Origin of the sequence: Arthrobacter sp. UYCu512, assembly GCF_040547075.1 — a bacterium.
Taxonomy (GTDB): Bacteria; Actinomycetota; Actinomycetes; order Actinomycetales; family Micrococcaceae; genus Arthrobacter.
This window is the reverse complement of record NZ_JBEPPA010000003.1, coordinates 245,161-263,529: the sequence shown is the minus strand read 5'-3', so window position 1 is coordinate 263,529 and position 18,369 is coordinate 245,161. Positions and strand designations below refer to the sequence as shown.

16 protein-coding genes are annotated in these 18,369 nt (G+C 64.4%); 7 read left to right on the top strand and 9 right to left on the bottom strand.

Annotated features, from left to right (window positions below):
- Window positions 1–364: 364 nt before the first annotated feature.
- Window positions 365–1,414 (top strand): IS110 family RNA-guided transposase, encoded by a 1,050-nt coding sequence (locus ABIB49_RS05130; RefSeq protein WP_354156792.1) that lies wholly within the window; start codon window positions 365–367, stop codon window positions 1,412–1,414.
- Window positions 1,415–1,436: 22 nt separating this feature from the next.
- On the opposite strand, the gene ABIB49_RS05125 is transcribed toward ABIB49_RS05130, so the two are convergent.
- From ABIB49_RS05125 to ABIB49_RS05110, 4 genes are read right to left on the bottom strand one after another with little or no spacing between them, the layout of a single operon-like run.
- Complete coding sequence (locus tag ABIB49_RS05125) at window positions 1,437–2,318, bottom strand: glycosyltransferase family 2 protein (protein ID WP_226773664.1); 882 nt, start codon at window positions 2,316–2,318, stop codon at window positions 1,437–1,439.
- Window positions 2,269–4,254, bottom strand: a complete 1,986-nt coding sequence (locus tag ABIB49_RS05120) for a WecB/TagA/CpsF family glycosyltransferase (RefSeq protein WP_282359205.1) — start codon at window positions 4,252–4,254, stop codon at window positions 2,269–2,271. Before ABIB49_RS05120 ends, ABIB49_RS05125 begins: the two co-directional genes overlap by 50 nt.
- A complete protein-coding gene (locus ABIB49_RS05115) occupies window positions 4,251–5,144 on the bottom strand; it encodes a glycosyltransferase family 2 protein (RefSeq protein WP_282359207.1) in 894 nt (297 codons plus the stop codon). The genes ABIB49_RS05120 and ABIB49_RS05115 overlap by 4 nt, the downstream gene beginning before the upstream one ends.
- 4 nt (window positions 5,145–5,148) lie before the next feature.
- Complete coding sequence (locus ABIB49_RS05110; RefSeq protein WP_282359208.1) at window positions 5,149–6,381, bottom strand: lipopolysaccharide biosynthesis protein; 1,233 nt, start codon at window positions 6,379–6,381, stop codon at window positions 5,149–5,151.
- Between the two features lie 292 nt (window positions 6,382–6,673).
- Between ABIB49_RS05110 and ABIB49_RS05105 the strand changes: the two genes are divergently transcribed.
- From ABIB49_RS05105 to sufU, 6 genes are all read left to right on the top strand, one after another.
- Window positions 6,674–8,770, top strand: coding sequence for a malectin domain-containing carbohydrate-binding protein (locus ABIB49_RS05105; RefSeq protein ID WP_282359209.1), 2,097 nt, complete (start codon window positions 6,674–6,676; stop codon window positions 8,768–8,770).
- 65 nt (window positions 8,771–8,835) lie between these two features.
- Window positions 8,836–9,804: a UTP--glucose-1-phosphate uridylyltransferase gene (locus ABIB49_RS05100; RefSeq protein ID WP_354156791.1), complete on the top strand. Its 969-nt coding sequence runs from the start codon at window positions 8,836–8,838 to the stop codon at window positions 9,802–9,804.
- Window positions 9,797–10,627: an SGNH/GDSL hydrolase family protein gene (locus tag ABIB49_RS05095; RefSeq protein ID WP_226773659.1), complete on the top strand. Its 831-nt coding sequence runs from the start codon at window positions 9,797–9,799 to the stop codon at window positions 10,625–10,627. The genes ABIB49_RS05100 and ABIB49_RS05095 overlap by 8 nt, the downstream gene beginning before the upstream one ends.
- Window positions 10,628–10,866: 239 nt before the next feature.
- Window positions 10,867–11,919: a hypothetical protein gene (locus tag ABIB49_RS05090; protein WP_282359210.1), complete on the top strand. Its 1,053-nt coding sequence runs from the start codon at window positions 10,867–10,869 to the stop codon at window positions 11,917–11,919.
- A gap of 175 nt (window positions 11,920–12,094) precedes the next feature.
- Entirely contained in the window at window positions 12,095–13,393 is a 1,299-nt protein-coding gene (locus ABIB49_RS05085; protein ID WP_282359212.1) for a SufS family cysteine desulfurase, read from the top strand.
- Window positions 13,394–13,405: 12 nt separating this feature from the next.
- On the top strand, window positions 13,406–13,861 hold the full coding sequence (sufU, locus tag ABIB49_RS05080) for a Fe-S cluster assembly sulfur transfer protein SufU (protein ID WP_226773656.1): 456 nt from the start codon (window positions 13,406–13,408) through the stop codon (window positions 13,859–13,861).
- Window positions 13,862–13,866: 5 nt separating this feature from the next.
- Here sufU and ABIB49_RS05075 read toward each other — a convergent pair whose 3' ends face one another.
- The 5 genes from ABIB49_RS05075 to ABIB49_RS05055 form a co-directional block, all read right to left on the bottom strand.
- Window positions 13,867–15,180 (bottom strand): UDP-glucose dehydrogenase family protein, encoded by a 1,314-nt coding sequence (locus tag ABIB49_RS05075; RefSeq protein ID WP_226773655.1) that lies wholly within the window; start codon window positions 15,178–15,180, stop codon window positions 13,867–13,869.
- Between the two features lie 176 nt (window positions 15,181–15,356).
- Window positions 15,357–15,836, bottom strand: a complete 480-nt coding sequence (locus tag ABIB49_RS05070) for a VanZ family protein (RefSeq protein ID WP_253033342.1) — start codon at window positions 15,834–15,836, stop codon at window positions 15,357–15,359.
- A gap of 165 nt (window positions 15,837–16,001) precedes the next feature.
- Window positions 16,002–16,223, bottom strand: a complete 222-nt coding sequence (locus tag ABIB49_RS05065; RefSeq protein ID WP_282359217.1) for an SCO4848 family membrane protein — start codon at window positions 16,221–16,223, stop codon at window positions 16,002–16,004.
- A gap of 3 nt (window positions 16,224–16,226) precedes the next feature.
- Window positions 16,227–16,727 carry a DUF2505 domain-containing protein gene (locus tag ABIB49_RS05060; RefSeq protein WP_354156790.1) on the bottom strand — a complete coding sequence of 167 codons (501 nt, stop codon included), beginning with the start codon at window positions 16,725–16,727 and terminating at the stop codon, window positions 16,227–16,229.
- Between the two features lie 47 nt (window positions 16,728–16,774).
- On the bottom strand, window positions 16,775–18,310 hold the full coding sequence (locus ABIB49_RS05055; protein ID WP_354156789.1) for an SDR family oxidoreductase: 1,536 nt from the start codon (window positions 18,308–18,310) through the stop codon (window positions 16,775–16,777).
- Window positions 18,311–18,369: the final 59 nt, after the last annotated feature.

Genomic DNA, 18,369 nt, shown 5'->3' with positions numbered 1-18,369 from the left:
CACCTACGTGCGGAAAGACCCGGACCGGCAACCCACGAATGTCTTTGAACCCGGGGTTCCAGTCCTACGTCAGCCCGGCCACCACACTTCATATCTCTAATAGGTAGTGACCAGCCCGAGGTTGGTTGGCAGACTGCTTTCCGGGACCGCCGGGCGTGACTCCCTTCATATCTGACCCGCACTGCAGTGTCTTATAGACGACCTGTCCGCCCCTAAGGTCCCGGGAGCAGTCGGCCCACTCCGATGGCTTGATAGAAGGCTGTCCGCTCCGCCCACGATGGTGCTGCGTGACTCGTTAGAGATTTGCCTCAGGGTGATCCACCAGCTGGTTCCGACAGATCCATCAGGACAGGGGAGCAAGCAAATGACCATAGTCGCAGAACAATACACACACGTCGTCGGCGTGGACACACACGCAAGAACCCACACATTCTCAGTTCTCACTTCCACCACAGGCGCGGTGATCGGGACCGACACGTTTCCGGCCAGCGGGGCAGGTATGAGCCGGGCGGTTGAGTGGATCCGCCGCCGCACCGCGACCGGAAACGTCCTGGTCGCTGTCGAGGGGACGAGCTCTTACGGGGCAAGGCTCACGCGCCTGCTCGAGGCGGAGCGCTTCGCCGTCTGCGAGGCCAGGCCGCCCCGGCGGCAGTCCCGTCACGGCCAAGGCAAATCCGACGAGATCGACGCCGTCGCCGCCGCCCGGACCGTCCTGGGAGCGACCACCACAGAGCTGATCAGCCAGCGGGCCGAGGGATTGAGGGAAGCACTCCGGATCCTCCTTGCCGCCAGACGCTCGATGGACACCCAGCGCACGGGCGCGCGCAACGCGCTGACCGCCCTGCTGCGGACCCTCGATCTGGGAATCGACGCACGCTCCCCACTGACCGCTGCCCAAGTCGCGACGGTCCAGGGCTGGCGGGCCAGGCAGTGCGAAGGCGCTGCCGCCACTGTCGCACGGGCCGAGGCGCGGCGGCTTGCGTCCGCCGTCATCGCCCTGGGCACGGAACTGGAGGCCAACCGGCTGGCACTGGCCGAGTATGTCCAGCTCATGGCCCCCGGAGTCCTGGACATCCGCGGGGTGGGCCCAGTGACCGCAGCGATCATCCTCGCCGCATACTCGCACCACGGCCGCGTCCGCTCGGAAGCGGCCTTCGCTGCCCTGGCCGGCGCGAGCCCCATCCCGGCGTCCTCAGGCAACACGCGCCGACACCGGCTCAACCGCTACGGTGACCGGCAGCTCAACCGCGCACTGGACGTCGTCGCCCGGACCAGAAGCCTCACAGACCCCGCCACCCGTGCCTACATCGAGCGACGCACCGCGGAAGGCAGGAGCCCACGGGAAATCCGCCGCTGCCTCAAGCGATTCATCGCCAGGCAGATCTTCCGCCAACTCCAGACACTCATCGCTTGACTTGCCACCATAGAAGGGTCGTCTAGACGTACATTTTCCTGCCTCCGGCAAGCTTTCGCCGGAGCACCGTGAGGAACTGCGCAGGGCTGGAGTTTACCCACATCAGGACGAAATGGTAGGCGGCGAGATGCTGGCGTTGGCCCACGTACCGCTGGGCGAGATGCACTTCCCGTTTAAGGGCACGGAGTTGGCCTGCGTTTAATTGGGAGCTGTGCTTCGAGATGTATTTCTGGATGCCTGCTGCCCGCCTCGCGCTGCGGGAGGACAAATGGTCGTCGCCCTCGGCTGTCTGAATGAACAGTTCCTCATCCACAACCGCGTAGTGCCTCCCGGATTGAAGGTACCGGACGAAAAAATCCAAGTCGTTGAAGACCGGAAGGGAATCATCGAATCCGCCGATGTCCTCGAAGGCCGTCCGGCGGATCACAAAGTTGCTGCCCGTCACTCCCGGGTTCCATGCCAGGCAATCCCGGGCGGTAACCGGGCGTGAGCCCAGCCATGGGCGCCGCGTGCGCTCCGCCCCGATTTCTACTGCGCCGGCGACGGTGACCAGATCAACGTCCCCGAGTTCGAGCCTGGCCACGCACTGCTCCAGGAACCCGGCCTCCCAGCGGTCATCGTCGTCGAGAAACGCCAGGTACTCCGATGAAGCGAGAACTGCCCCGGCGTTGCGTGAGGAGGAGGCGCCGGGCCGTTGTGTGCCGGAGTTATCCACATAGGTGATGTCCGGGTGGCCGGTTTGCTCCCGCGTCAGCTGGCGGGTGTCCGGGGAAGCCACGTCATCGACGACGACGACAACGGCAGGGGTGTGGCGCTGTTCGACGATTGACGCAAGGGCCCGGGCCAGCGCGGCATCACGCCGATGCGTCGGAACGATGCAGGTGACTGAGCCTGTCGACATCATTTGTCCTTTCAAAACCGCCGCCGTCGAGGCGGGGCTGCAGTTGCGAGTAGACGAGTTCCAGCCGCGCGGCAATCGATTCGTTGGAAGTATGGGCGGCACTCCAGATGGCTGCGGCCCGGCTGCGGGCCGACTGCTGCGCCGGGGCGGTGGCCAAAAGGTCTTCGATGGCGTCCTGGAGGGATGAGGCCTGGGGTTCGCAGTAGTACACGGCCGAGGAGGCCCGCACGGAATCAAGTTCGCCGGCGTGGGAGGCCACAACAGGGACACCCAACCGCAGGGATTCGAGCACGCTCATCGGCAGGACCTCGCGCCGGCTCGGCAGGAGCAGCGCCTCTGCGCCTCGGAGCAAGGACTGAACCTCTGCCCTGGAAACGGTGCCGTGATAGCTTGTCTGCGGAAGCGGCTGCGAGATGTCCACATCGGCGGCCGGACCGCAGACGTGCAGCCAGAGATCGGGGTGATTCCTGGCAATGCCGGGCCAGATTTCCGCAATCAGGTCAAAGCCCTTTCGGGTGCCGACCTCGCCGGCGAAAACGAAATGCCGGGTGGCAGGACCAAACGGCCCCGCGGCATCCAGAGAAGCAGCCGGGGCCGGCCCGCTCGGGTTAAAAACGACCTCGGTGGGGACGTCCGGGACAATGCCCGCCACAAGTTCCTTCTGCTTCGGCCCCAGGCAGATCAGCTGCGAGGCACGCGAGAGAACGGCCTTTGTCAGCCGTGGATACCTTTTGACCGAATCGCCGAAATCAGCGCCATGAAGGGAAACACACGTGGGTATCCCAAGCATCCGGGCCAGAACGATGACGGCACCTTCCCGGACGAGGCTGCCGGACTCGCTGACATGAACATGGAGGAACTGCTGGGAGTGCTTGCCGCGCATCATCGAAAGACCCAGCTTTGCCGTCCGCAGGACGGACCCTGCCTTGGAGCCGGGCGCCCACGTGGCGTAGCTGGTCATGGTGAAGTCGCTCATGCCGAAGGTCAGGTACTCGGCGATGACAGACGCCATACCGCCTTGGGTCGTGACGTCCGGCCCGACGTGGAGGACTACCCGCTTAGGCCGTTCCGCGGTCGTGGGTGCCGGATCCTGGCGGGGCGCGTTCCAGTAGCCCAGGGCGGCGATGGCCAGGGCCGCCCGGCGGACGGGTGCCTTGGGCCGAGCACGCAACGCAAGCCCGTAGGCTGCAGAACGGACTACGTATGGCAGGATTCGGGTGTTATCGAGCAGATAGCGGCGCCACAGCCGCCGAGGTTCCTGGACAAGGCGGAAGAGCCATTCCAGCCCCAGGGTTTGGATCGCCGCCGGTGCCCGGCGGACTGTTCCGGCCGCGAAGTCCACGGCTGCCCCGACGCCGAGAAAGCAGCCCTGCAGCTCAGCAAACCGCGCAAGCTGGTGGTACAGCTGCTCCTGCTTGGGGGAGCCGAGGCACAACGCAACAATCTTGTCCGGTTCGGCGGCAAGCCGATCCGCCAGGCCGCGCACGTAGGTGTCATCAGCGAGCTGCGCGGGGGAGGGGGAGTCGAGGAGGAAGAAGCGCAGGCCCGGGCGTGAAAGCGACAGCCGCGCGGCCGCGGCTTCGGCAACGCCGTCTTTGCCCCCGATAATGGCGACCGGAACTCCTTCGGTTGCTGCGCGGTCCATGGCTGACATAAAGAGATCGGATCCGGTCAACCGGGTGGCACCGGAGTGACCCTCGAACCTCGCCATCAGCGGCAGGGGGAACCCGTCGGGAAGGACAAGCGCCGCCCCCTCATAGAGCGACCGGAAAGCCGCGGAGCGCTGCCAGCGCAGGAAGTGGTCCGAGTTGGGTGTGACAACAAGCGCCGCCTGGGGGCCGCGGGCGAGATCCACAACGGAATCAGCCGCCTCCTCAAGCGTGACATCGTCGATGCGCAGGCCGTGCAGTACGTAGACCTTCGCTTTGTCTTGCATCATGACGGTCCCCTTTTTGCTGTTAGCTTGCCGAGTTGGTGAGCCAGATGACGGCGCTCCGTGCCGGAGAGGTGCCCGCAACCCGCGTCCAGAAAGGACGAGAGTTCCGCGACAAGACGCGCTCCGCCGGTGCCGTGCGCTCCCTGCACGACAACATCGAAGAAGTCCGGACCATCCCAGCCAACGGACGCTGCAAGGGCCCGGTGGGAGGACCGGAGGGCCGGATCATCCAGCACCCGGCGCTTCCAGTCGGCCTCTTTTGTTGTCTGGGACTGATGATGGCGGTAGGCGGTGAACGGCACTGCGGTGCGGCGTAGCCGATAGCCGGACGCCGCGAGACGCATCCAGAGTTCGTAGTCCTCGGCAGGTCCGGCGATGTACCCGGACATGCGGCGCAGTGTCTCGGTGGAGCCGTACATCGCCGAATGACCCAACGGGTTTCCGAGCAGGAGGAAATAGGGCATGGCTTCTGCGGTGATGCCGATCGGGATCGCAGGCTTCCAGTTGCCGATTCGCGGGCCGAAGTTCACAACGGAGGTGAACGTCACTTCGTGGTCGCTGCCCAGGTGGGTACGCTGTGCCGCGAACCTGAAGGGCATGGCGAGGTCGTCGGCGTCCATCCGGCCGATGTATGGGGTTCCGGCGCGCCAGAGCAGCGCATTAAGCGTGGCGGCCACCCCCTGGGACTTTTCGTTCCGAAAGACCGTGAGGCGAGAGTCCCTGAAACGGCCAAGGATTTCCGGCGTTCCGTCGGTGCTGCCGTCGTCGGTGACCAGCAACTGACCCTCCCGTGGCAGTGCTGCCAAGGTGGACCTGACGGCGGACTGGATGGTTTTGCTGCCGTTGCGCACCGGCATAAGGACGGACACTGCGGGGCGGCCGTTTCGTTTCACGTCATCACACCGTTCCGGAGGGGGCCAGGCGCGACTGCGACGGGACCATGATTAGGGTGGCTTTTGCGGTTTGCAGCCGGCCGAAGAGGACCAGGGACTTTGCCGAATAGACAATGGCGACCCCTGCGGCGGCACCGGCGGGGCCCCACAGCAGTGCACCGAGCAGGACACCGCCCAGGTTCAGGACGGCGAAGATGATGCCGTTGGTCGCGACGAATGCCTCAAGGCCCTGGCTTTGCAGCAGTCCTCCCAACGGTGGTGCCAGGGAAAGGAACGGCAGTGCCGCGACGGCAAAAGCAAAGGCCGGGGCGGCTGCAGCAAACTCGGACCCGAATAGCAGTTCAACGATTGCCGGGGACCAGATGATGACGGGAATCAACGGCAAGCTGGCAAGGAGAGCCGCCAAGGACAACTTCTGGCCAAGTTTCTTGGCTTCAGGGAGTCCTTGCCGTGACGCGTGGGGCAGCACAACGGCGACGATGGAGCCGGAGACCAGCATCAGCGGGTTGATCAGCCGGAAGGCCGCGGAATAGAGCCCGGCAGAGGCAACGGAGCTGGCCGCCCCAACGATGGCGGAATCCAGTGTTCGGGCCTGGGAACTCAGATTGGCCAGGAAGTACGGGATCAGGAACTTGTACATCTCCCGGGCGCTCGCGGCGCGCGCCCGGCCGGCCAGCCGCTGGTGCAGAACACGCAGCACGTGCGCGATTCCCACCACTGAGGCTGTAATCATTCCGAGGGAATAGGCGGCAATAGTCTCAAAGCCCAGGGCGTAGAGCGAGACGAACAGGCCAAAGGACGTTATTCGGCGCAGCACCAGCGAGATGACCAACGGCGCTTTCGCTTTGTCGGCAATCGGAACCGTCAGCCCGACCTCAACGAATTGCTCCAGCGCAAGTGCCACCGGGACCAGGATGAACCATGGATTGAGGCCGGTCGTGGCGGCCACAGCGGTGAGGACCAGTGCCGCGAAGCTTCCGGCGGCTGCGTTTCCGATCAGGTCCATCTTTAGTCCGGTGGCCACCTCGGCGTCGCGGCCCTTGGCTCGTGCCCGGGGAATGTAGGAGGACAGCCCCCAGTCGGCGACGGTAAAAAGGACCGCCCCGACGCCGGCAATCACGGCCACAATCCCGAAGTCCCGGACGCCGGCCCAACGCGCGAGCAGGATAAACGTCAAGGCCTGCATGCCGGTGGCAAAGACCCGTGCCGACAGCAATACCAGGAACTGGGTCTTCATGCATCCTCCCTCAGCCAACGGTGCAGGTTTCCCACATCAGCTAACAACGCCGGGTTCGCTCCGAACAGCGAGGCAGGGACTGGTCTTTGGCGGCGGCAGCACGTGGCCGGGGCCGATCCCTACTCAACAGTTTCGGGCTTTCTACCTGCACCGCCGCAAACGCCTACTTGGGGCTGCCGGGGCACCTACTGGACTTCCGGATCGGCCGCCATTTGCCATTGAAGGCCCCAATCCCGGATGGATAAACTGCGGCCAAGACCGAACCACACCACCACCCTGACAAGGACCAGACATGACCGGAAACGCATTCCAGAAACCGGCAGCGAACTCCTCCCGGTCGCCTTTGCCGGACTATCAGGTGGGCAGGCGGACCGCCGTCCTGATGGGCTTGGCGGCCTTCGGCACCATCACTGTCGCATCCCAGCTCAAAGCCCAGGCCGCAACACCGGCAGCAATTCGCATCAACGCCGGCGGACCCGCTGTGACCACCGGCGGAGTAGTGTGGTCGGCCGATCAGTACTTCAGCGGAGGCAAGGCGTTCACGAACCCAGCTGTCTCGTCGATTGCCGGCACAACGGATGACGTCCTGTACTTGACCGAGCGCAGCGCCACCAGCAACCTCGGATCCTTTAACTACTCCATACCGGTCCCGGCCGCCGGCAGCTACACCGTCAACCTGTATTTTGCGGAAATCTGGTTCGGAGCTCCGGGGGGCGGCCCCGGAGGTGCCGGGAAACGTGTGTTCAGCGCCAACCTTCAAGGCGGCGCCGTGGAACTGGCCAACTACGACCTGTTTGCGAGCGTGGGGGCCGTGGCGGCCGCCGCAAAGACCTTCACCGTGGACGTCAACAACTTTGTCATTGACATCGCGTTCTCCGCGGCCGCGGACCAGCCCAAAGTCTCCGCCATCGAAGTTGTCTTCCCGACAGGCACCGTCACACCCCCGCCGGCGGGCGGTGCCACCCTGCGGATCAATGCAGGGGGCCCGGCACTGGTCAGCGGTGGAGTGTCCTGGTTGGCGGACCAATACTTCACCGGCGGCAAAGCCTTCACGAATTCAGCGGCCACCGCCATCGCCGGAACCACCGATGACGTTCTGTACACCACGGAGCGCAGCGCCACAGCAGACGGCGGAAGCTTTGGGTACGCCGTCCCGGTCACGGCGGCCGGCGCCTACACGGTCCGCCTGCATTTCGCTGAGATCTGGTTCGGGGCCGCCGGCGGCGGTCCAGGCGGAGCGGGCAAACGAATTTTCAGCGCAAACCTCGAGGGCGGCGCCGTGGAGCTGGCCAATTACGACATCTTCGCCGACGTGGGTGCCGCAAGTGCGGCCGTCAAGGAATTTACGGTCAACGTCACCAACGGAGTCCTTAACCTGGACTTCACGGCCACGGTGAACCAGCCGAAAGTATCGGCAATTGAAATCACCTATCCTGCGGGCGCACCGCTTCCGGTCCCGGCAAACACCCCGTGGCCTGCCAGTTGGGCGGCCGGAAAATCGTCCCCCGTCGCCTGTTTTGAAGCGGCCGGCCTTGCGTTGGGCGGCATAATCTACCGTTTTGGCGGCTTCGATTCGAGCTTCCGGGCCATTAGGTCCTACTCCAGCTTCAACCCGGCCACGAACACGTGGACCACGCTGGGGAGCCTGCCCGCAGGGATGGCCGAGACCCATCTCGGCATCACGGAAGATGGCCGCTACATCTACTTCGGCGGTGGTTTTGCCGGGAACCTGGACACCACCAAGACGCCCACCCAGACGGTGAGCGACCGGGTCTACCGCTACGATCCCTCCACCAATTCCTTTGCCCTGCTTACGCGATTGCCGGCGGGCCGCGGAGCCGGTGCGTTCGCTGCCCTCAACGGCGAGCTGCACTATATCAGCGGTAATCCCGCGGACCGCGTAACGAATGTGGGAGACCACTTTGTCTACAACCTCACGACAACGCGGTGGACTGCTGCGGCGCCGTTGCCCAATCCGAAGGACCATATGAGCTGTGTGGTGCTCGGCGGGAAGATCTACGTTGTGGGAGGCGAACACGGACACGACAAACTGCACCTTCAGCAGGGCGACGGACACGCCTACAACCCGGTAACCAACAGCTGGACGCAGATCTCCAGCCTGCCGATGCCCAAGAGCCACATCGAGGCGGGCACCTTCGTCGCGGACGGCAAGATCATTATGGCCGGCGGCCAAATGGACAACTTCCAACCGACGTCCCAAGTTGTGGCCTACGACCCCGTAGGCAACAACTGGTCGGTCCTGCCCTCGCTGCCGGTCGCACGGCAAGGGGCTATCGTCCAGCGGGTGGGCACAAAGGTCATCCTGGCCGTCGGAGGCGCCCAGACCAACCAGCCACAGACGGGTGTATGGCTCGGAACAGTGCAGTAATCTTCGCGACCATCGCCGATCATCTCATCGGCGGGTGTAAGTCAACTTTGACCATGGGGGGAAACATGATTCGCAAGGCAGTCATTCCGGCGGCAGGGCTGGGGACCCGCTTCCTGCCGGCAACCAAGGCAGTTCCCAAGGAACTGCTGCCGGTGGTGGACAAACCGGCCGTCCAGTACGTCGTCGAAGAGGCGGTAAGGGCCGGACTCGAAGACATCCTGATGATCACAGGCCGGGACAAAGGTGCACTGGAGGATCACTTTGACCGCTCGCCGCAGCTGGAGCGCATCTTGGAATGCAAGGGTGATGTCACGAAACTGGCGGCGGTCCGGCAGGCCTCGGAGCTCGCGGACCTGCACTACCTCCGCCAGGGCGAGCCCCTGGGACTGGGCCACGCGGTGCTTATGGCCGAAAAGCACATTGATAACGAGCCGTTCGCTGTACTGCTCGGAGACGACCTGATCGACGAACGCGAGGACCTCCTGGCGCGCATGATTGAGGCGCAGGCGATCAGCGGAGGATCCGTAGTGGCCCTGATGGAAGTCGACCCGGAGCAGATTTCAGCCTATGGTTGCGCAGCGGTTGACGTTGTGCCGGGCCAGGACTATGTCCGGATCACCGGAATGGTCGAAAAGCCTGAACAGGAATGTGCACCCTCGAATCTCGCCGTGATTGGCCGCTACGTTCTGCACCCGGAGATATTTGCTGAACTGTCACGAACCAAACCGGGACGCGGATGCGAAATCCAACTCACCGATGCCCTGCAATCATTGGCAGTGGCAGGCAGCACAGGCAACGGTGTATTCGGCGTCATCTATAACGGCCGCCGATTCGACACCGGGGATAAATTCAGTTACATCAAAGCGGTGGTCACTATTGCTTTGGAGCGAGATGATTTCGGCCGGGAATTACGCAAATGGATGCAGGAGATCGTCGATATCAGCGAATTTTCCGGACCGTCGTACATGAGCGGTAATTCGCCGTTCTCCAATAGTGGTGTCTTCGCCTCAAAGGAAGCCTCACCCTATGGGTAGGGGTGCCGGGATACTTCGGGTTGCGGGCCTGACGGGTCTGGTGGCCACCACCATTTTGACGACGGTCATGGTCCTCACCCCACCGGTGGCCCCGCCGCCGGCGGCTGACCTGGATCGGGCGGATGCCTACGTAGCCCAGGTCGAGTCACGAATGGCCCAGCGCGCCGAGGCTGCCCTTGATGCAGTGACAGTCAAGGTGGTTTTCCCGCCGGACCGGCCCTTGCGGGTGCTGCTGGTCGGAGATGCGATTACGCTTGGCTCCTCTGCGTCCACGGAGGGGACTCGCTACCGGTCCCTCCTCGCAGCGGGGCTGGAGTCCAAGGGGCCGGTGGAGTTAACAGTGCTTGCGTCGTCCGCGACGGGGGGTACCCTGAAAACCGATGAGCTTGCCGCGAGGCTCCCCGCCAGGAAGGCGTTCGACCTGGTTCTGGTGATGGTCGGGACTAACGAGGCTGCCAAGGCGGACCTCGCTGGATTTACCGCGGCCTACCCGGGACTGATCTCGGCGGTACGCGCCGCTTCCCCAACGGCCGGGTTGCTCTGCCTGGGTTCGTGGGGAGACAAAAAGTCGACAGCGGAATTCGACCGGCTCGCTGAGGATGCCTGCGGCCGCAACCAAGGGCGGTTCCGGCCCCTGAACGGTCTCTTCCAGTCCGAGAAGAACCGCTGGGCTGACAAAAAGCTGCCCGACGGGCGGGCCACGGACAACTTTTTTCCAAGTGATCTTGGTCACGCCGCCATTGCGAAAACCATCCAGGCGGCACTCAGGTTTCCGGACCCCAAGGGCGCTTCCCAATCGATGGCTGACCAGCGGGTCCATTAACGCCCGGGCGGGCCGATCGGGAAAATCCCGCCGGTAAAGTACCTGCCCCGCCGCCGCCGTCGTGCGCAAAATTAAGTGACGCAGATCACCTTCCGATTGGCCGTACGGTCCGGCGCGTGTGTAACGTTCTGATCGTAAACACCCAACAATCAACATGCGGGTAGACGTCGCGGGAACACAAGTTCCTGCGACGTTGTGTTGTCGGCTTGGGGGCGGACGCATTCCGCAAGAGGTCATGAATGTCACACGAAACTTCACACAAGAGTACGAAAAACAACCTGAACGGCGTTCGGTCCGCCGTCTTCTCACGTAGTTCGTTCCTCAAAGGTCTCGCGGCATCTGCCGTAGCCGCCGCAGGTATGGGAGCCACCTCAGGTTCGGCGATGGCAGCCACGGCAGGTGCTCAAGCCGCCGCAACTGCCGGATCACGAAGCGTCTTTCGTCACCCCTTCAGCTCCACGTCATTCTGGAACACCGCACTGGGTTCCGCTGCCGTCTTTGAAAGCCCGTCAGCGGCCAAGACCAGCAGCCTGATGTCCGGCGGCTGCTACATCAACTGCGAGCAGTGGTCCATTCCCGTCGTCAACGCAACAACCAGCGATCCGACAGCGTCCGTGTCAACCAGCCCGACCTGGACGTGGAACTACCGTGTTCCCTCGAACGCCCAGGTAGCCATCGGCACTGACGGCCACTCGGTCATCACGCAGCCCGATGCCGCCACCGCCTACGAGAACTGGACAATGAAGCAGGTCTCCGCTACCGCTTGGAAGTCCGGTTTCCAGGTCAAGACGGACCTCAAGGGCGACGGCGGCACCAACGGGGTCCGGGCAGCAGGGGTCAGCGCACTCGGGGGTCTGATCCGGGCCCACGAGATCCAGGAACTGCGGATTCCGCACGCCTTGGCCATCGCGATTCCGCGTTCCAAGCTCAAGCTGGGTCCGGTCTGGCCGGCCAAACGCCAGGACGGCAACGCCAGCTCAACGTACAGCGGTCCGATCCCGATGGGTACCCTGTTCGGTATCCCCGGGAACGTCAATGTGGCCGCCCTTCCCCTCAGCCCTGAGGGCCGTGCGCTGGCCGAAGCCCTGCAGAACTTTGGGGCCTACGTCGTTGACGCGGCAGGTGGGACCGTGCTTTACGCCGAGCCTGCGGCGGCCGGCGCCGCCTTCAACCGCATGCGCAACGACTTTGCGGCCATCCGGCAGTACCTGCGTGTTGTGTCGAACAATTCGGCCACCGCTGTCGGCGGCGGCGGAACCCCCCGGGTACCGCAGGCTGCCCAGCTGCTCTAGCCAGGATCACCCGCGCTGATCGTCCGCTGCACGGCCCGGCTCCCGGGACGGGCTGCGCCGGTCTGTCCATTGTGATCACACGGAAGGGGACTGCCTGTCGGCGGTCCCCTTCCGTGCAATGATGGGCGTTGGCCCACTCGACCCGACCGGAGGAGGCAAGGTGTTACCTGTACCGATGTCACGGACCCAGGCGCTCCGGCTGCCAGCGCTCAACGACGACGAAGTGCTGCGCATCCGCAACGATTTCCCCATCCTTTCCCGCTCCGTTGGCGGGCGTCCGCTGGTGTATCTCGACTCCGGGGCGACATCCCAGAATCCGGTAAGCGTTATCGACGCCGAACGGGAATTCTACGAACAGCGCAACGCCGCAGTCCACCGCGGCGCCCACCAATTGGCCGTCGAAGCGACGGAGTCCTTTGAAGATTCACGGGAAACGCTGGCAGCCTTCGTGGGTGCAGCGGCCGTGGAGATCATCTGGACGGCCAACGCCACCGAGGGGCTGAACCTGCTCAGCTATTCCTTCCTCAACGCTTCCCTGCCGGGTGCGCCCAGCGAGGCGGCCGGGTTCGCGCTGGGCGCCGGTGACGAGATTGTGGTCACGGAAATGGAGCATCACGCGAACCTCATTCCGTGGCAGCAACTTGCCGCACGCACGGGCGCGGTCCTGCGGTTCATTCCGGTTGACGACGCGGGACACCTGGATATGGCAGCCGCAGCCGGAATCATCAATCCGGCTACCCGGCTGCTCGCCTTCAGCCACGCCTCCAACGTCCTTGGCACGATCAACCCGGTCAAAGACCTGGTGGCACTTGCCCGGGCCGCCGGTGCGCTGACTGTCCTGGACGCCTGCCAGTCGGCGCCGCATCTGCCCCTGGACGTCAAGGACCTGGACGTCGATTTCGCGGTTCTGTCCGGCCACAAGATGCTCGGGCCAACCGGAATCGGCGTGCTTTACGGCCGTGCGGAACTGCTCGACGCCCTTCCGCCGTTCCTTACCGGCGGCTCCATGATCACTACGGTCTCGATGGAGCGGGCCAGCTTCCTGCCTTCCCCGCAGCGCTTCGAAGCAGGAACGCAGAAGATCTCCCAGGCGATCGCGCTCGCTGCCGCAGCCAACTACCTCACTGAGACCGGGTTGGAGCGCATCCATGCGTGGGAGTCCCTGCTCGGGCAGCGCCTGGTGGAGGGCTTGACCGGCATCCCCGGTGTGCGGGTGCTTGGTCCGGCTCCGGGCGTGGAACGGATAGGCCTCGCGTCCTTCGACGTCGAAGGCGTCCACGCCCACGACGTTGGGCAGTTCCTCGACAGCCGCGGCATCGCGGTGCGGGTGGGCCACCACTGTGCGCAGCCCCTGCACCGCCGTTTGGGCGTAACAGCCACGACCCGGGCCAGTACTTACCTGTACAACACCACCTCGGAAGTGGACTTTTTGCTCGCCGCCGTCAGTGAAGTCCGCGCCTATTTCGGCGCATAAAGGAAGAGTCCCATGAGCCTTGAACAGCTCTACCAACAAATCATTCTTGAGCACGCGAAACTGCGTCACGGCAGCGGCCTCGGCTCGGCTGCGCTCCCGCCGGGGTCAACGTCGGGCCAGTCGCACCAACTCAACCCGGTGTGCGGGGACGAAATCACCGTGCGCCTGGCCCTTTCCCACGGCAAGGTAGAACAACTGCGCTGGGACGGCGCGGGCTGCTCCATTTCCATGGCTTCAGCCTCGGTGCTCACCGATCTTGCCGAAGGGATGGAAATCGAAGCATTCCGGGAGATGATCGGCAGTTTCCGGGACGTGCTCCGCTCGCGGGGAAAGCTCGCCGCTGATCCGGAAATTCTTGGCGACGCGGCGGCCTTTGAAGGAGTCTCCAAATATGCTGCGCGGGTCAAATGCGCGATGCTCTCCTGGGTTGCCGCGGAAGAGTCCCTGGCCCGGGCGCTGCCTGACTGAAGCGCCTACGGGCGGCCCATTCCGCGGTACGTCCACCCGGCAGCCCGCCATTTGGCGGGGTCCAGGACGTTCCGCCCGTCGAGTATCCGGCGCGAGGCAACCAGTGCGCCGGTCGTGTGCGGATCCAGGTCCCGGTATTCCTTCCATTCGGTGAGCAGCAGCACCGCGTCGGCATGCTGGAGGGTGGATTCAAGATCAGACTCCATTTGCAGTTCCGGGAACCGCTTGGCGGCATTCGACAACGCCTGGGGATCGGTCACGGTCACCACTGCGCCCTGGAGTTGCAGCTGCGCGGCGGCGCTCAGCGCCGGAGAATCCCGGACATCATCACTCTCCGGCTTGAACGCGGCACCGAGCACTGCGATGCGCTGGCCCATCAGGGTGCCGCCGCAAAGTTCGCGGGTGACTTCCACAACGCGGGTTCGGCGCCGCATGTTGATGGCGTCCACTTCGCGCAGGAACGTCAAGGCCTGGTCCGCTCCGAGTTCGCCGGCCCTGGCCATAAAGGCCCTGATGTCCTTTGGCAGGCAGCCTCCGCCGAAGCCGATGCCGGCGTTGAGGAACTTCCGGCCGATCCGGTCATCCAGGCCGATGGCATCGGCCAGCCGGGTAACATCGGCGCCGGCGGCCTCACACACCTCGGCCATGGCGTTGATAAATGAAATCTTGGTTGCCAGGAACGAGTTGGCGGCCGTCTTGACCAGCTCAGCCGTGGCAAAATCCGTTATCAGCCTCGGTGTTCCGGTGGAGAGCGCCGTCTCGTAGACGTGGTCCAGTACCCTGACGGCGGGGTGGTCTTCGTTGCCGTCCTCGACGCCGTAGACGAAGCGGTCCGGGCTCAGGGTATCTGATACGGCGTGGCCCTCACGGAGGAACTCCGGGTTCCACGCGAGATGTGCGTCCTTTTCCGCATCCTTGATGATTTCCGCCAGACGGGCAGCGGTCCCGACCGGGACGGTGGACTTCCCGGCCACCACATCGCCGGGGCTCAGCTGGCCCGCGAGCGAGTGTACGGCAGCATCGACGAACTTAAGGTCCGCGGCGTTCTCGCCGCGCTTTTGTGGCGTGCCGACGCAGATGAAGTGCACCTCGCAGCCGCGTGCCTCTTGTATATCCGTGGTGAACCGCAAGCGGCCCGACTGTGCAAGATCAACAAGGAGATCATCGAGTACCGGCTCATAAAACGGTGCCTTGCCTGCGGCCAGTGCGGAGATCTTTTTCTCGTCGAGATCGATTCCCACAACATCGTGCCCGAGCTTGGCCATACAGGCGGCATGGACGGCTCCCAGATAGCCGCAGCCGATAACGGAAATTCGCATTTGCAGATCCCTTTCATGAAGCAACGGAATTTACTCAGTTTTCCACAAAATTTGCCATTCCGAGACGTCACAGCCAACATTTCTTGACCTGTTCCCGAGCATTTAGGCGATTGTTGGAAAACCCTGGCTCCACGGTAATTCGCCGGCGTTCCGAAAGGGCGGGTTGGGGCCTCGGCTCAGGGGGCGGAGCGGTCCGGGCGCGCGCTGCCCCGATCGGGTTGCAGGGCAGGCAGACGGCGTGCGCCGGGACCGATTTTGTGCCAGAGCAGGTAGCTAAGGGCCCCGCCAAGGACTCCTCCGGCGGTGTTGGCGATGACATCGGAGAAGGTCGGGAATCTGGCCGGCAGGAAGAGGAACTGGCCGACTTCGATGGCCCCCGAGGTGATCAATGCGGCGGGCGCAGCGACCCACCAGTAACTGCGTCCGAGGATCCACACCAGCAGCACTCCCAACGGGACAAACAGCAGGATGTTGGCAACGCTCTCGGCAAGGTCGTAGTTGATCCACGGCGGCGCTCCCCAGCTGTGGAGCTTACGCAATACCCGCGCGAGGAGGCCCGCGGCCGGGGCATCGACCGGGGAGGGCCAGAATGCGATCAGGGCCAACACGGCGAGATAGGCCAACAGTTCCCGCTTGGCCAGCCGCTTGGATGGCATCGGCAATTCCCTTCGAGATCGAATCGATTCACAGAAAGTATGCCGCGTCCCACTGGGCCGCGTTCGCTGCGACGGTGCGCACAGCAGGTGGAACCATACTCTAGTCCTGAGCAGGCCGCGGCGGAATGTGCCGCCGTGTATACCGGACCGGATCGGGCCTTGCGCTCAGCCCAGCAGGCCGGCGATCCCGATGGCCGCCGTCGCCGCTCCGAAGATCAGCGAGATACTGACCAGGGCCACGTGCACGGTCAGGAACCGGGTGGCTTTGCCATTGCCGTCGTGGGCCCGCGGGTCCTTAAGGACCCGGCGCAGGAAGGGCGGCCAGACCACAAGGGACCAGATGCCGGCGACGAGCAGGACGACGGCGGGAAACCCCGTCAGCGCCATCGGCTAGTGGCTTTCGAGCCAGGCCCGGGCCTGGGTGGACTGGATGTTGAGTGCTTTTCCCACCATTGGCTCGGCCGCCTCGGCGATCTTGCCGCCCAGGAACGGAACCGAGGAGGTGACTGTTCCGTCCAGCTCGATCCGGGTGCCGCCGCCGCCGTCGGCGACGAGCCGCTGCACGGCTTTAACGTCCAACGGCGCGCCGGAGACTTTCAAGGTGATGTTGCTCAACCGGGAGCCATCGGCCGCGGGGGCGTCCCAGGCCTCCAGTTGCGTCACCTTCAAGGTTTCGCCAACGAACTTCCGGGCAATATCCGGCATCCGGGTGGTCGGGATGGTCCGCACCGTAGTGGTGCTGAAGGCGCCGGCCGTGTCACCGTCCACGGTGAACGACTCAAGGGTGCCACCGACAAGTTCACTTGTGTGGCGCAGGAAGTCCTGGTTCACGAACACAGCTGTGACGCTCTCGACGCTGTGCGGAAGGGTGGTGGATGCGCTCAATGCCATTGGGGGTCCTCCATGGGGTGGAACTCGTCGTTTGGGCTCCAAACATCCTACGCGGTGTGACTTGCCGGCTTCGATTCCTCATCCTGGAGAGCCTTCGCCGCGGCCGTGATGTTTCGCGACATGGCAGGAAAGATCAGGCTGTGGAACGGCAGTACAGCGAGCCAGTACAGCCGCCCGCTGAGACCCTTCGGGAAGAAGATCGCCCGCTGCCGGTAACGGCTCCCGGTTCCCTCCGGCTCCACCGAGAGCTCCAGCCAGGCACGTCCCGGGACTCTCATTTCCGCCCGGAGCCGCAGGAGGCTGCCGCGTTCCACCCGCTCAGCCCGCCACCAGTCAACCGCTTCGCCTTCGGCCAGCAGGTGGGGGTGCCGGCGCCCGCGGCTGAGCCCGGCGCCGCCCGTGACGCTGTCGATCCAGCCCCGGACACTCCAGGCCAAGGGCATGGAGTACCAGCCGTTTTTACCGCCGATTCCCTCGATGATGGTCCAGACATGCTGTGGGGCCACGTCGCTGCTGAAGGTGCGGTCATCGAGGTACACGCGGTGGCCGGCCCAATCAGGGTCGCTGGGCAGCGGGTCCGCGTCGGCCCCGGCGTTGGACCATACGGTGGTCACCTGGCCGTCGCGTTCCCGTCCCAACGCCAGCGACACGGCTGAGCGGAAGTCGGTTAGGCCGCCGTCGGGCTGCGGGATGACGGCGTCGATGTCGTGTTCCCGGGAGACTGCGTCGTGTTGCAGCGATTCCACCAGCGGCAGCGACATCGACAACGGAATGGGTGTGGTCAACGCTACCCACATGCCGGCGAGCTTGGGCGCGGGAACCGGCAACGCCAGGACAAACCGCTTGGGCAGACCGGCTTCGGCGGCGTATTCCTGCATCATGGCCGCGTAGCTGAGGACCTGCCGGCAACCGATGTCGAAGGTCCGGTTGACCGGGCCCTGGAGCGAAGCCGCCCCGAGCAGGTAATGCAGCACGTCGCGTACGGCGATCGCTTCGATTTTGTTGCGCACCCAGCTCGGGGCGGGCATCACCGGAAGCGCCTCGGACAGATGGCGGATCATCTCGAAGGACGCCGAACCGGAGCCGATCACAACGCCTGCCTGAAAAACGACGGCGTCAACCGGACTATCGAGGAAAACCTGGCCCACCGCCTCGCGGGACCTCATGTGGGTGGAAAGCTCGACGTCGGAGGGGTGCAGGCCGCCGAGGTAGACGATCCGGTCCACACCGGCCTCGACCGCGGCCTGCGCAGCGGTCCGGGCCATCGCCTTTTCTTTGGCTTCGAAACCCGCGCCGCCGGCCATTGAGTGCACGAGGTAATAGAACACGTCGACGCCCTCCAGCGCAGCGCGCAGGGCATCGCCGTCGTCAAGACTGCTTTGGATGACCTCGACGTCGGCCAGCCACGGCACGCCGGCGATTTTGGCCGGGGTCCGGACCAGGACCTTCACCCTGTGACCGGCTTCCAGCAGCCGGGGGACCAGCCGGCCGCCAATATAGCCGGTCGCACCGGTGACGAGCACCGTCTTCGCAGCGGTGCCGGGCGCGGGTGTCATCTGCTGGTTTTCGGGCATGCCGGTCATGCTGACTCCTTCTCGTCACTAAGCCATTCGGAGCGCCTGGCCGTTTGGACGGCCCGGTA

Coding starts and splice junctions, on each gene's coding strand:
- ABIB49_RS05130 (WP_354156792.1), top strand. CDS start 365: ATGACCATAGTCGCAGAACAATACACACACGTCGTCGGCGTGGACACA.
- ABIB49_RS05110 (WP_282359208.1), bottom strand. CDS start 6,381: ATGAAGACCCAGTTCCTGGTATTGCTGTCGGCACGGGTCTTTGCCACC.
- ABIB49_RS05105 (WP_282359209.1), top strand. CDS start 6,674: ATGACCGGAAACGCATTCCAGAAACCGGCAGCGAACTCCTCCCGGTCG.
- ABIB49_RS05085 (WP_282359212.1), top strand. CDS start 12,095: ATGTCACGGACCCAGGCGCTCCGGCTGCCAGCGCTCAACGACGACGAA.
- ABIB49_RS05095 (WP_226773659.1), top strand. CDS start 9,797: ATGGGTAGGGGTGCCGGGATACTTCGGGTTGCGGGCCTGACGGGTCTG.
- ABIB49_RS05055 (WP_354156789.1), bottom strand. CDS start 18,310: ATGACCGGCATGCCCGAAAACCAGCAGATGACACCCGCGCCCGGCACC.
- ABIB49_RS05065 (WP_282359217.1), bottom strand. CDS start 16,223: ATGGCGCTGACGGGGTTTCCCGCCGTCGTCCTGCTCGTCGCCGGCATC.
- ABIB49_RS05060 (WP_354156790.1), bottom strand. CDS start 16,727: ATGGCATTGAGCGCATCCACCACCCTTCCGCACAGCGTCGAGAGCGTC.
- ABIB49_RS05100 (WP_354156791.1), top strand. CDS start 8,836: ATGATTCGCAAGGCAGTCATTCCGGCGGCAGGGCTGGGGACCCGCTTC.
- ABIB49_RS05120 (WP_282359205.1), bottom strand. CDS start 4,254: ATGATGCAAGACAAAGCGAAGGTCTACGTACTGCACGGCCTGCGCATC.
- ABIB49_RS05070 (WP_253033342.1), bottom strand. CDS start 15,836: ATGCCATCCAAGCGGCTGGCCAAGCGGGAACTGTTGGCCTATCTCGCC.
- ABIB49_RS05075 (WP_226773655.1), bottom strand. CDS start 15,180: ATGCGAATTTCCGTTATCGGCTGCGGCTATCTGGGAGCCGTCCATGCC.
- ABIB49_RS05125 (WP_226773664.1), bottom strand. CDS start 2,318: ATGATGTCGACAGGCTCAGTCACCTGCATCGTTCCGACGCATCGGCGT.
- ABIB49_RS05090 (WP_282359210.1), top strand. CDS start 10,867: ATGTCACACGAAACTTCACACAAGAGTACGAAAAACAACCTGAACGGC.
- sufU (WP_226773656.1), top strand. CDS start 13,406: ATGAGCCTTGAACAGCTCTACCAACAAATCATTCTTGAGCACGCGAAA.